This window comes from Pseudodonghicola sp., assembly GCF_048268305.1.
Lineage (GTDB): Bacteria > Pseudomonadota > Alphaproteobacteria > Rhodobacterales > Rhodobacteraceae > Pseudodonghicola.
This window is the reverse complement of the sequence record NZ_JBLWVT010000026.1, coordinates 1-11992: the sequence shown is the minus strand read 5'-3', so window position 1 is coordinate 11992 and position 11992 is coordinate 1. Positions and strand designations below refer to the sequence as shown.

Genomic DNA, 11992 nt, shown 5'->3' with positions numbered 1-11992 from the left:
CGCCCTCCCCCGCGAAGGCTACGAGGAAGGCCGTCACCCCACCACCCCCCGTCTCGTCGCCGAGACGCCCGAGGGCGAAGTGGTGCATGAGCTGGGCGAGAGCGCCGAGTTCCCGCCGGCGCTGGTCGCGGCCGCGGCGGTGGAGCTGGAGCTGAACGCGATCAAGAGCCTGCGTCGGGGCGACGGCGGCCATGTCTCGGTCAGCCGCAAGGCCCAGGCCACGCCGGCGGGCACCCGCAAGGTGCTGGTGCCGGAACAGGGCCGGGTCGATCTGCCGGTCTACCGGCTGAACGCGATGGCTCCGGGCGATTACGCCCAAGGGCCGGCCATCCTCGAGGAGGATTACTTTACCGCCCGCGTGCCCGCGGGCTGGACGCTCGCCGTCTCCGACGCCGGCGACGTCATTCTGGACCGGGAGGAGTGAGACCGATGAAAATACCGATGACCGAATACCTGCGCATCGACCTGGAAAGCGAGAAGTGGGAATGCCGGGTCTGCGATCACGTGATCGCGCCGGCCGAGGGCAACTATAAGGAAGGGCTGCTGGTGCATAACCGCGACCCGCGCGAGATCCACCCGCCGGTGATCGACCCTGACAAGTACCGCTATACCTTCAGCCCGGACCCGGATTGGGTGCGCATCCTGGAGTTCTGCTGCCCGAGCTGCGGCACCCAGGTCGAGACCGAATATGCCATCCCCGGCCATCCGCCGGTCTGGGACATGCAGGTCGATGTCGCGGCGCTGAAGGCGCAATGGGCGGCGCGCGGCCCGGCGATGCTGCCCGATGCCGGCCCCGTCGTGATGCCGGGCCGGGCGCACGGCCACTGATCATTCAAAACAGGTATCCGCCGGCGCCCCGGGCGCGGGCGGAGGGACATCCACCGGGAGCGACCGTCGAGGAGGACGGCCTCCCGGACAGACACAGGGAGCGAGAATGAAACGCGTATCCGTTGATATCGGTGGCACCTTCACCGACTGTTTCGTCGTCTGGGGCGATCAGTATATCGAGACCAAGGCACTGACCACGCACCACAATCTGGCCATGGGTTTCAACGAGGCCCTGGGCAAGGCCTGCCAGGTGCTGAACGTGGAGCTGGAGCATGTGCTGACCGAGGTGGACAGCGTGCGTTATGCCACCACGCTGGGCACCAACGCGCTGATCGAACACAAGGGCCCCAAGATCGGCATGCTGGTCACCGCCGGCTATGAGGCCACCGTGCCGCTGAGCCGCGCCCGCGGCTATGGCGAGGGGCTCGACGATCTGGGCAAGCAGGACCTGCCCAACGCGCAGCGGCCCGATCCGCTGGTCGAGCCGCATATGATCCGCGGCATCCGCGAGCGGCTGGATTTCCAGGGCAAGGTGGTGATGCCGCTGGACGAGGAGGATGTCCGCCGTCAGCTGCGCGAACTGGTCGACCGCGGCGCCCAGATCATCGTCGTGGCGCTGGTCAATTCGGTGGTGAACCCGGCGAACGAACAGCGCATCGAGGAAATCCTGCTTGAGGAATACCCCTCGCATCTGCTGGGTGCGATCCCGGTGATCCTGTCGCACCAGGTGGCGGGCCGAAAGGGCGAATATGTGCGCTCGACCTCGGCCATCGTCGACGGCTATCTGCACTCCACCATGTATCACGCGCTGTCGCAGCTGGAGCAGAACCTGCGCGCCCATACCTATGAAAAGCCGATGCTGGTGATCCACAACTCCGGCGGCATGGCGCAGCTCAACTCGACAGACGCGCTGCAAACCATCCACTCGGGCCCGGTTTCCGGGATCGGCGCCTCGGAACACCTGGCGCTGCAGGCCGAACTGGGCAATGTGGTGGCCACCGACATGGGCGGCACCAGCTATGACATCGGCATCGTCGTCGAGGGCGGGGTGAAGCACTATGACTTCAACCCGGTGATCGACCGCTGGCTGGTGTCGGTGCCGATGGTTCACCTGGTGACACTGGGCGCCGGCGGCGGGTCGGTCGCCTCTTACGACCGGATGTACAAGACGGTGCAATGCGGGCCGGAAAGCGCCGGCTCCGATCCGGGCCCGGCCTGCTATGACCGTGGCGGCATGAAGCCCACGGTGACCGACGCCGACCTGCTGCTGGGCTATCTCGACCCCGAGAATTACGCCGGTGGCTCGATCCCGCTGAACCCGCGCCGGGCCAAGGCGGCGGTCGAGGACGCGCTTTGCGACGAACTCGACTGCGAGGTGATCGAGGCGGCGAAGCTGATCCGCGAAAAGGTCGATGGCAATATGGCCAACGGGCTGTTCACCGAGCTGCGCGCCCGGGGATACAACCCCGAGGATTTCACCATGCTCGCCTATGGCGGCAACGGACCGCTGCATTGCTGCGGCATCGCGCAGAACCTCAGCATCGACAAGATCCTGGCCCCGCCGCTCAGCTCGGTGTTCTCGGCGGTGGGCGCGGGCAACATGCACCAGCTCCATATCCACGAACAGTCGCTCTACATGGTGCTCTATGACAGCAACACCCGGGCGCTGTTCGACGACTATGCGCGGTTCAACGCCATCGTGGCCGAGCTGAAGGAGCGGGGCCGGCAGGACCTGCGACGTCAGGGCGTGCCCGATGACCAGATCCTGTTCGATCTCGAACTCGACATGCGCTACGGCAACCAGCTGGTGCAGACCACCGCCGTCGTTCCGATCCACGAGTTGAACAGCCCGGCCGATGTTCTGCAGGTGATCACCCAGTTCTCGGAAGACTACGGCAAGCGCTTCGGCGAAGGCAGCCAGGCGCCCGAGGCCGGGATCCGCATCAATACCATCCGGGTGTCGAGCTATGTCCGGCACGAGACGGTCCAGTTCCAGGACATCAAACCGATTGCCAAGCCCGAGCGCAAGGCGCCGCCGGCTCCGTCGGGACATCGCACCTGCCATTTCGTCGGCTTCGACCAGGCCTTCGAAACCCCGATCTGGGCCCGCAAGGAGCTGGATCCGGGGGTGGAGATCGAGGGGCCGGCAATCGTCGCCTCCGAGGTCACGACCTTCCTGGTCAACCCCGGCTGGACCTTCGTCACCGCGAAACAGGGGGCCTCGTGGTTCCTGCGTAACGAGACGCCGGTAACCCGGCACTGAAAACGGCTGCCCCGGCGAGTGGAGCGCCGGGGCCCATGATCCGACAGGAGGAGAAAACCATGAAAGACCTGAATATCACCGGCCCGGCCCCCTCGGCCGAGGACATCAAACTGATCAAGCAGTTCCTGGAAGACACCACGCTGTTTCTCGGCCCCGATCCCGAGATCATGCAGAACCACGACCTGATGGAGCGCAGCCCGGACGAGGAACTCGCCATCGGTCAGAACTTCGATCATCACATGATCGCCCGCATCCGCGACCGGCTGCAGTCAGGTTGTGACGAAGGCTATGAGATGGTCGAACAGATGGGCGCCGCCCCGGGCGCGAAATGGGGCGACGTGATCACCGGCATCTATACCGCCAGCGGCGATCTGGCGCTGGCCTCGGCGGGCGGCGTGCTGCTGTTCTCGTCGGTGGTGCACCATCCGATCAAGTTCATCGTCAAGAACTGGATGAATGAGCCAACCGTCGGCGTGCGCGACGGTGACGGCTTCATCCACAATGACAGCCGTTACGGCAACGTGCACAACACCGACCAGTCGATGATCCTGCCGATCTTCCACGAAGGCCGGCTGGTGTGCTGGGTCGCCTCGACGGTGCACGAGGGTGAGAACGGCGCGATCGAGCCGGGCGGCATGCCCTCGATGGCGGAAAGCCCCAGCGACGAGGGGCTGAAGATGTCGCCCTTCAAGGTGGTCGAGAATTATCAGATCAAGCGCGACCTGCTGACCTTCCTGCAGAACTCGGTGCGCGAGCCGAAGCTGCAGCTCGAGGACATGAAGGTCAAGCTCTTCGCCTGCCTGCGCATCAAGCAGCGCATCCAGGAAACCCTGAACACCGAAGGTCCCGAGGCGCTGGTCGCCATGCTGCGGTTGACGATGGAGGATGTGCGCACCGAGGTGAAACGTCGCCTGACGGAATGGCCGGATATGTCGGTGCAGACCTATATCATCCAGGATTCGACCCTGCGCGAGAACTGCGTGGTCAAGGTGAACTGCAAGCTCACCAAAAAGGGCGATCGGCTGATCTTCGACTTCCGCGGATCGAGCCCCGAGTTCACCAACCGCGCCACCAATACCATTCTCGGCGGGCTCAAGGGGATGCTGTCGCAGCTCTTCCTGTGCTACATCTGGCCTGACCTGCCGCGCGGTCAGGCGGCGATGGCGCCGATCGAGGTGATCACCGATCCGCATTCGATCCTGAACTGCTCCTACGACGCGCCGAACTCACAATCGCTGATGTCGATCTTTACCGGCTTCACCGCCGGGCAGCACGCGGTGGCGAAGTTCCTGTATTCCTGCCCCGAGAAATACACCAAGGTGCATGCGCCGACCTTCAACATGATCAACACCTTCATCTGGGGTGGGGTCAGCCAGCACGGTGAAACGCTGGGCAACCTCTGTGCCGACCTCAACGGCATGGGCGCCGGGGCGACCTCGAACCGCGACGGCGAACATGCGCTGGCGCCGATCTTCGCCACCATGGCCGACATCGGCGAGCAGGAGGTGAACGAGGAAGACGTGCCCTTCCTGCAGCTTGTCTCGAAGAAGATGACGCGGGACGCCATCGCGCCGGGCAAATACCGGGGCGGCCAGGGCTATACCATGATGGTCGCCACCAAGGATTCGGAGCAGTGGGGCTTCATGACCACCGCGCAGGGCGCCAAGATCCCGCCGATCCAGGGTCTGTTCGGCGGCTATGCCTGCGGCACCTATCCGCTGTCCAAGGTCAAGGATGTCGACGTCTATGACATCCTGCTGAACGAGCCGGAGAAATTCCGCCACTCGATCGAGGAGATCATGAACGAACAGCCCTTCGACGGGGCCAAATACACCACCCATCACATGGGCATGGGCTTCGAAATCTCGAAACGCGGTGAGCTGTTCATGATCAGCCAGGGCGCCGGCGCCGGTTATGGCGACCTGCTGGAGCGCGACCCGGTGAATGTGGTCAAGGACATCGAGGAAGGCCTGATGTCGCCCGAGGTGGCGGCGCGGCTCTACAAGGTGGTGTTCGACCCGAAGACGCTCGCCATCGACTTCGAGGCGACCGAGCAGGCTCGGGACGCGGAACGCCAGGCGCGCATCGCCCGCTCGGTGCCCTATGCTGAGTTCGTCAAGGGCTGGAACCAGCCCAAACCTCCGGCGCATCTGCCCTATTTCGGCTGCTGGGGCGACGAGATCGAGACGCTCTATATGGGCTCGCCCGATGTCACCCGCCGCGGCGATGAGCCCAGGCCGAATTACATGACGCACCCGAAAGACGTGCGCATCGCCGAACTTGAGGCGCGTCTGGCGGCTGCCGGCGTTCCGGGAGACGAAAAGCAATGAGCCGTCATCTCGCAGAAGATCTGCCCGACGCAACGGGTACGAAGGCGCTGCGGGTCTGGCTGGAGTCGTCGGGCTATGCCCGGCGGCTGCTGCTGGGCGAGGGCGGCGATCCCTGGGCCGAGGGCGCGGCGAAATACCTGTCGTTCTTCACCCAGGCGCGCGGGCTGCTGCGCTCTGACGTGGCGGTGGTGAACGTCGGCGATCTGTTCCGGTCGTGGCTCAACCGTCACCCGGAGCTGGCCGCCGAGATGGGATCGAAGAAACGTCTCCCCTATCCGTTGCGGCGGATGCTTGAGGAACAGGGCCCGCGCGCCCTGCTCGACGAGGTGGCCGAAGCGGTCGGCGCCCATCTGCAGGGGCAGGTTCCGCTGGTGCTGGCGCTGCCGGCGCCGGGTGCCTGGCTGGCAGAGGCGCAGATCGCCGCGGGGCGGGATGTGGAGGTGGACGAGGACGCGGTGGAGGACGCGGCGATGTATATCGCCGATTTCATCCGCTGCGTGGCGCAACGCCCGGTCGGCGGTCTGCTGATCGAGGAAGGCGACACACCCGGCCCAGCGGATCGCTATGCACCGCTGCTCAATGCGGCGCGGCATTATCGCTGGGCGGGGGTCGGTCGCGGTGTGACCCCGGACGGCGCCGCGCGGTTCGACGCGGTGATCGGCGGCGGCGACGCGCCGCAGGGCCGAGACGTCAGCGCGGCGCTCTTCGCTGGCGATGGTCTGCCCGGCACGGGCCCGGCGCAATTCCTCTATGCGCAGGTCCCCGTCAACCATCCGCCCGAGGCCGTTCTGGATGCGGTGGCCCGGTTGCAGGGGGTGCCTGCCTGACCCTCCAATCCTGTCGGAGACCCCTTGCAGGAACGGCATCCCGACCCCGGGGTGCCGTTTTCGCATGTCGAGCCCGCCCGATCAGGCCCCCCTACCCCGCCGGCCTTGCCATATCCTCGCACGGTGTCAGCCATGGGATACCGCTTCCGGAGGTGTTCCAGCTCGCGCTGCTGACTCTCGCGTTTTTATGATGAAGGTGGGGTCATTTGGCCTTGGGTCGCAGGCATGTCCCGCAATCAATGATTTTACGGCAGCGTTGCGACCCGGATTTTACCAATATCTGGAGTCCGCAGCGGTGGGTGCTCCGGGGCGTTGATGATGTGACCGCCCCCCCGACGGCATCGATGTGCCACGGTGGGTCTGTCAGGATCCACAAAGGGGGACGGTCATGTTGGAGATTATCACGGTCGGGCTCGACTCCAACAGGGCCTCCTGCGGATCGGCGCGACGCCCTCGACCATTTCACCGCCGGTTGCACCCGCCATCGGTGCGCTCCGGCAGCTGCATCCGGATCTGGCGATCTCCCGGCACGACGACATCGCCGAAGTCCTCGCCGGGATGGTCGCGGACGGAACGCTCGACATTGCCGTCGCGGGCCGCGCCCGCACCTCCCCGGACGTGATCCAGACCGAGATCGCCTCCGATGCCTTCGGTCTGGCCTGCCACCGCGATCATCCGCTCGCGCGGCAGGCCGGGCCAATCCGGCTGGCCGACATCGACCCGCGCGAGGTGATCCACCTCAGCCCGAACACGGGTACTGCACGCCTGCTGTCCGATGCACCCCTGCCGGACAGCATCAAGTTCGGCGGGCTTCAGACCCGTTCAACCATCGCCCAGTTGTGCCTGGTGCGCGCCAGCGTCGGCATCGCGATCCTGCCTCTGAATGCGTGCGGTTGTCCGACGAGCCAGAGATCCGCGTTCTGCCGATCACGGATCTCGAGCTGGAGCGGCGGCTGTATCTTCTGCGACCGAAACGCAAGGCGCCCAGCGAGGGCCTCGCGGCCTTCCTGCCCCTCCTCGATGAGGAGATCGCGCGCTTCAGGAGCGCGACGTAACCGGCGCGGGGATAGAGCCCAGGCAGCTTCCGGCGCGCAAACGGTGCCGGTCTTGGACCGGCCGCGCATGCGCGAACGGGCGCCAAACGCGAAACGCCCCCGCGGATGCTGCGGGGGCGTCATGGTGTCCCGGGTCGGGATGGCCCGCTTATTCGGCCGGATAGCTGGCCGCCTTTTCACGCAGCTCCTTGATACGGTCCTGCGGGATGCCCTCAAGCAGGCCTGCCATGTCGGTGGTGGCATCCTTGAAGGTCGCCAGGTCTTCTGCGGTCGGCTCGTAGACCTTGATGCCGGCGGCATCGAGGTCGGCGCGGTGCTTGGCCTCAGAGGTGTCGACGAAGTCAAAGACCTCGGCGAGCGCCTTGGTGGAAGCCTCGTTCAGCTGCGCCTGCTGCTCTGCCGACAGGCCGTCCCACCAGGTGGTAGACGCGAGCGCCAGGCGCGCGGACATGATCACCTTGGCGTCAGTGAAGTTGGTGAAGAGGTCGGCCTGGCCGAAGGCCAGCGGAACGATGGTCGCGTTGACATAGCCGTCGGCGATGCCGGTCTGGATCGCGTTCGGCACTTCGGAGAAGGGAATGACCACGCCGCTGGCGCCCATCATCTCGAACATCTTCAGCTGGTTTGGGTCGAGCGCACGCATGCGCAGGCCCACCATGTCGGCCACGGACTTCACTTCGTGCTTGTTGTTGAAGATGCCCAGCTGACCGCCCGAGGGAACGACGGCGAGGATGCGCATGCCGTCGGCCGCCAGCTTCTCGTTCACCTCATCCAAATAGCCGGACTGGGTGAAGAAGTTGAACACCTGCCGCGAAGACGCAAAGGTGTAGGGAAGCTGCATGACGCGCATTTCGGGAACGAACTGGTTTGCGACGGCGTAGTTTGACATCGAAACGTCGAGGATGCCGGCGCGGATTTGATCCAGGCGCTCGTCTTCGCCGCCGATCGAGTCGCGCGGGAATTCCTCGGTCTCCCAGCCCATTTCCTTGAGCTGGCCCAGCAGGTTGTCAACGTAACGATAGGTCGCCTGCTTCTCACGGTCAGGCGTGGCATCCAGGGCGATGCCGATGGACTGCGCATGGGCGACGCCGGACAGCCCGCTGGAGAGGGCCATGGCGGCGACGGTGGCGAGGATGAACTTTTTCATTGGTCATTCCTTCATGTTGGATTCGAATTCTTCTGCGTAGGACGTCTCGCGGGCGAGGACGTTCGGCGAGATCAGCGCGCCCAGGCCGGCGAGTCCGTGCAGCAGGATCAGCCCCACCGCTACCGGCAGCGCCGAAGCCATCCATGCGGTCGAGACTTCGAGCCCCTCCGAGGTGCGACCGATCTGCCGCTCCACGTAAGGCAGCGCGAAATAGAGCACTGGCGCGAAGAAGACCCAGGAGCCGACAAAGCGCGCCACGGCCTGCACCTTCTGGCGCCAGATCACCTGGGCCGGGGGATGGACCATGGCCGGATCGGCATGGGTGTGGAACGCGCAGGAGGCGCCAAGAAGCCCGCCCCAGACCATCAGCCAGCGGGCCAGTTCCTCGGTCCAGAACGGCGGCGAGGCAAAGATGTAGCGGGCCACGACCTGCAGCATCATCACGGACAGCATCCCCAGGAAACAGAAGGCGGCGATGCGGCGGGCGATTCCGTTCAGCAGTTCGGAGAGGGCATAGAGCGCGTCGGCGATCTTGATCATCTTTTCGGCGCCTTACTTGATAAAGCCGGTCAGGCGGGGCAGCACGAGGCTGATGTCGGGCACGAAGGTCAGCACCATCAGCACCGCCAACTGCACCAGCAGGAAGGGGGCGGCAGCGCGGGCGATCGACCAGTAGGGCGTGCCCGAAACGGTGGAGACCACCAGCAGGGCCGCGCCGAAAGGCGGCGTCACGATGCCCAGTGTCAGGTTGACCACGATCACGATCCCCAGGTGCACCGGGTCGAGGCCCATGGCCAGCCCCGGCGGCACAAGCAGCGGCACCAGCAGGGCCAGGGCCACCGGCACCTCCAGGAACATGCCCGCCACCAGGAAGACGGCATTCAGCAGCAGCAGGTACTTCCAGCCCTCGAAACCGAGGTTGATAAGCATCTGCGCCAGCTTTGAGGGGATCTGCTCGACCCCCGCGAGGTAGCCGAAGATCGCCACCGCCGAGAGCAGGATAAAGATCGAACCCGACAGGATCGCCGTCCTCTCGAGGCTTTCGAAAAGCTTGCCGAAGGTCATCTCGCCATAGAACATGCCGGCCAGGATCGCGCAGCAGACAGCGACGCCTGCAGCCTCGGTAGGGGTCATGACGCCAAAGACGATGCCCGAGAGGATGATGGCGGGGATGACCGTGGCGGGCAGCGCATAGACGAACCGGCGGCCAAGTTCGCGCAGGGGGATGCGCTCCCCGCTCGGGTGGTTGTCGCGATGCGCCATCCAGGCGTTGGCGATGAACAGCGCCAGCGCCATGAATAGGCCCGGCAGGATGCCCGCAACGAACAGCGCCGCGACCGAGGTGTTCATCAGCGCGCCGTAGAAGATCATCACGATCGAGGGCGGAATGATCGGCCCGATGACCGAAGAGGCTGCGGTGATCGCGCCGGCATAGGAGGCGCTGTAGCCCGCTTTGCGCATCGCGGGAACCAGCGTGTTCGAAACCGAGGCAGCATCCGCCATGGCCGATCCCGAGATCCCCGCGAAGAAGACCGAGGTCAGAATGTTCACGTGCCCGAGGCCACCCTTGAGGCGTGCCATCATGCCCATCGACAGGCTCAGCAGGGCGCGGGTCACGCCTGCGCGGTTCATGATCTCGCCCGCGAGGATAAAGAGCGGCATCGACATGATCGAGAAAAGGTCCACATGCGCGATGATCCGCTGCGGCGCCGCAGCCAGGAAACGCAGGCGGTCCGCCGCGACAAAGGACAGGATGGAAGCAGCGCCAATCAGGTGCGCCAGCACCGCCCCGCCAAGTAGCAGGAAGGTCGAGAAGATCAAGATCGCGATGGTCGCCATTGTGGCTCCGATTTCAGCAAGTGGTGGTCAAGTGGTCGTCTGGGGGCCGCGAGGGCTTGAACAGTGTTGCACTTTCTATTGAACGGTGATCAATAATTTTATTGAACGATGATCAATAGTATGGTGATATTTCTTTGCAGATATTACCAAACATCAGTGAATGGCACATTTTTTGTGCATGCATCGAGAATTCAGTTTGGAAGAAGACCCAAAATCAGGCAAAAAGCTCCGAGGCCGCGCCGCAGTAGTCGGCTTAACCAAGGCCGGAATTGTTGCGGCCGCAGTGCGCCAGATCGACGAGAAGGGCCTCGCAGCCTTCTCCATCCGCGATCTTGCGCGCTCGCTTGGCGTCTCGGCCGGACATATCTACTGGCACGTCGGCGGCGCCAAGGAGGATCTCTTTGCCGAGATCTCCGCCTTGATCGCCATGTCCGTCTCCGAGAACCTGGGACCCGGCGTGGACTGGCAGGAACGGCTGCGCTCGGTCTTCCTCTCCTACCACGAACCTGTGCGCGACCACGCCAATGTCGCCCCCCTGCTCGGCGCCCAGCTCAAATCCAACGGCGTCGCCAACCTCGCCTGGGCCGAGGTGGTGCTGGGGGCGCTGAAAGTGGTCGGCTACGAGGGCGAGATGATGCGCGACGCCTTCAACGCTCTGATCGGCGGGCTTGCCGGCTTTGTCACCATGGAGTTCGCACCGGGCCCAACCGACAACCTCGAGGACTGGGAGGCGATCTTTGCCGAGCGGCTGGAGGCAATCGACCCTGCATGCTATCCCCTCACCCATTCCGTTCTGCCGGAGTTCTCCAACCGTATCTTCGTGCTGCGCCGGCAGAACGGCACCATCGTTTGCTATACCAGTAGCTTCGAACTCCTGCTCGGAACTCCTGCTCGACCTGCTGATCGACGGGCCGGCAGCCCCGCGCGCCGGCGACGGGGCCCGAATGACACCCGCGTTCAATTTCCACGACCGGCTCGCCCGACCCGCCCGGCCACTCTTCTGAAAGGCGGACCCATGTCCGAAATCCTCGTCCTCGGCGCCGGCATGGTCGGTGTGTCCACGGCCCTGGCCCTGCAGGCCCGCGGCCATGACGTGATCCTGGCCGACCGGCGCGAGCCGGGCCGGGAAACCAGCTATGGCAATGCCGGGGTCATCCAAGTCGAAGCGGCGGAACCCTATGCGATCCCGCGCGACCTGAAGACCCTGCTCAGCTTCGGCCTCGGCACCAGCAACGACATCACCTATTCCCTCGCGGGCCTGCGGAGCATGGCCCCTGCGCTGCTGCGCTACTTTGCGAACTCCGCCCCAAAGACCCACCGCAAGGCCGCCGAGACCTACAGCCAGCTGACCCGAAGGGCGAGCGAGGATCACGAGCCGCTGATCCTGGCCTCCGGTTCCGACAACCTGGTCACGCGCGAGGGGCTGGTGATCCTGTTGCGCGCGGCGCGAGACTTTGACCAGGCCGCCGCCGAGGCGGATCGGGTCAAGGCCGAATTCGGCGTGGCGTCGCGCATCGTGGGTGGGGCCGAATGGCGCCGGGAGGAACCCGCCCTTCGCCTGACACCGGCGGGCGTGGTGCATTACACCGACAGCTGGTCGGTCTCCGACCCCGGTGCGCTGACCTCGGCCTATGCCGCGCTGTTCGAGACGCGCGGCGGACGGATCCTGACGGCAGACGCCGAAACCCTTGCCCGCAGCGGCA

General features: G+C 65.1%; 9 protein-coding genes and 2 pseudogenes. 8 read left to right on the top strand and 3 right to left on the bottom strand.

Annotated elements, in window-relative coordinates:
* The 7 genes and pseudogenes from ACN0V4_RS21260 to ACN0V4_RS21230 form a co-directional block, all read left to right on the top strand.
* Nucleotides 1–424, top strand: a pseudogene (locus ACN0V4_RS21260) (hydantoinase/oxoprolinase family protein); the annotation flags it as partial.
* 5 nt (nucleotides 425–429) lie between these two features.
* Nucleotides 430–828 (top strand): acetone carboxylase subunit gamma, encoded by a 399-nt coding sequence (locus ACN0V4_RS21255; protein WP_417679880.1) that lies wholly within the window; start codon nucleotides 430–432, stop codon nucleotides 826–828.
* 106 nt (nucleotides 829–934) lie between these two features.
* On the top strand, nucleotides 935–3091 hold the full coding sequence (locus ACN0V4_RS21250) for a hydantoinase/oxoprolinase family protein (RefSeq protein WP_417679878.1): 2157 nt from the start codon (nucleotides 935–937) through the stop codon (nucleotides 3089–3091).
* 59 nt (nucleotides 3092–3150) lie between these two features.
* Nucleotides 3151–5421: a hydantoinase B/oxoprolinase family protein gene (locus ACN0V4_RS21245; protein ID WP_417679876.1), complete on the top strand. Its 2271-nt coding sequence runs from the start codon at nucleotides 3151–3153 to the stop codon at nucleotides 5419–5421.
* A complete protein-coding gene (locus ACN0V4_RS21240) occupies nucleotides 5418–6248 on the top strand; it encodes a hypothetical protein (RefSeq protein ID WP_417679874.1) in 831 nt (276 codons plus the stop codon). Before ACN0V4_RS21245 ends, ACN0V4_RS21240 begins: the two co-directional genes overlap by 4 nt.
* 354 nt (nucleotides 6249–6602) lie before the next feature.
* Nucleotides 6603–7076, top strand: a pseudogene (locus ACN0V4_RS21235) (substrate-binding domain-containing protein); the annotation flags it as partial.
* Between the two features lie 65 nt (nucleotides 7077–7141).
* Entirely contained in the window at nucleotides 7142–7303 is a 162-nt protein-coding gene (locus ACN0V4_RS21230) for a hypothetical protein (protein WP_417679872.1), read from the top strand.
* 148 nt (nucleotides 7304–7451) lie between these two features.
* Here the strand turns inward: ACN0V4_RS21230 and ACN0V4_RS21225 are convergent, their stop codons facing one another.
* The 3 genes from ACN0V4_RS21225 to ACN0V4_RS21215 are packed head-to-tail and all read right to left on the bottom strand — an operon-like array spanning nucleotide 7452 to nucleotide 10289.
* Complete coding sequence (locus tag ACN0V4_RS21225) at nucleotides 7452–8450, bottom strand: TRAP transporter substrate-binding protein (RefSeq protein ID WP_417679870.1); 999 nt, start codon at nucleotides 8448–8450, stop codon at nucleotides 7452–7454.
* A 3-nt stretch (nucleotides 8451–8453) separates the two neighbouring features.
* Nucleotides 8454–8990 carry a TRAP transporter small permease gene (locus ACN0V4_RS21220; RefSeq protein WP_417679868.1) on the bottom strand — a complete coding sequence of 179 codons (537 nt, stop codon included), beginning with the start codon at nucleotides 8988–8990 and terminating at the stop codon, nucleotides 8454–8456.
* 12 nt (nucleotides 8991–9002) lie between these two features.
* The gene (locus tag ACN0V4_RS21215; RefSeq protein WP_417679866.1) at nucleotides 9003–10289 is read right to left on the bottom strand and encodes a TRAP transporter large permease; all 1287 of its coding nucleotides are present in this window, start codon (nucleotides 10287–10289) and stop codon (nucleotides 9003–9005) included.
* Between the two features lie 160 nt (nucleotides 10290–10449).
* Here ACN0V4_RS21215 and ACN0V4_RS21210 point away from each other — a divergent pair.
* Nucleotides 10450–11992: FAD-dependent oxidoreductase (locus ACN0V4_RS21210; protein ID WP_417679864.1), on the top strand; the 1543-nt coding region annotated here is incomplete at its 3' end.

What these genes read in the sequence shown, in the direction of transcription:
- ACN0V4_RS21255 (WP_417679880.1), top strand. Translation starts at nt 430, where the DNA reads ATGAAAATACCGATGACCGAATACCTGCGCATCGACCTGGAAAGCGAG.
- ACN0V4_RS21220 (WP_417679868.1), bottom strand. Translation starts at nt 8,990, where the DNA reads ATGATCAAGATCGCCGACGCGCTCTATGCCCTCTCCGAACTGCTGAAC.
- ACN0V4_RS21215 (WP_417679866.1), bottom strand. Translation starts at nt 10,289, where the DNA reads ATGGCGACCATCGCGATCTTGATCTTCTCGACCTTCCTGCTACTTGGC.
- ACN0V4_RS21245 (WP_417679876.1), top strand. Translation starts at nt 3,151, where the DNA reads ATGAAAGACCTGAATATCACCGGCCCGGCCCCCTCGGCCGAGGACATC.
- ACN0V4_RS21240 (WP_417679874.1), top strand. Translation starts at nt 5,418, where the DNA reads ATGAGCCGTCATCTCGCAGAAGATCTGCCCGACGCAACGGGTACGAAG.
- ACN0V4_RS21225 (WP_417679870.1), bottom strand. Translation starts at nt 8,450, where the DNA reads ATGAAAAAGTTCATCCTCGCCACCGTCGCCGCCATGGCCCTCTCCAGC.
- ACN0V4_RS21250 (WP_417679878.1), top strand. Translation starts at nt 935, where the DNA reads ATGAAACGCGTATCCGTTGATATCGGTGGCACCTTCACCGACTGTTTC.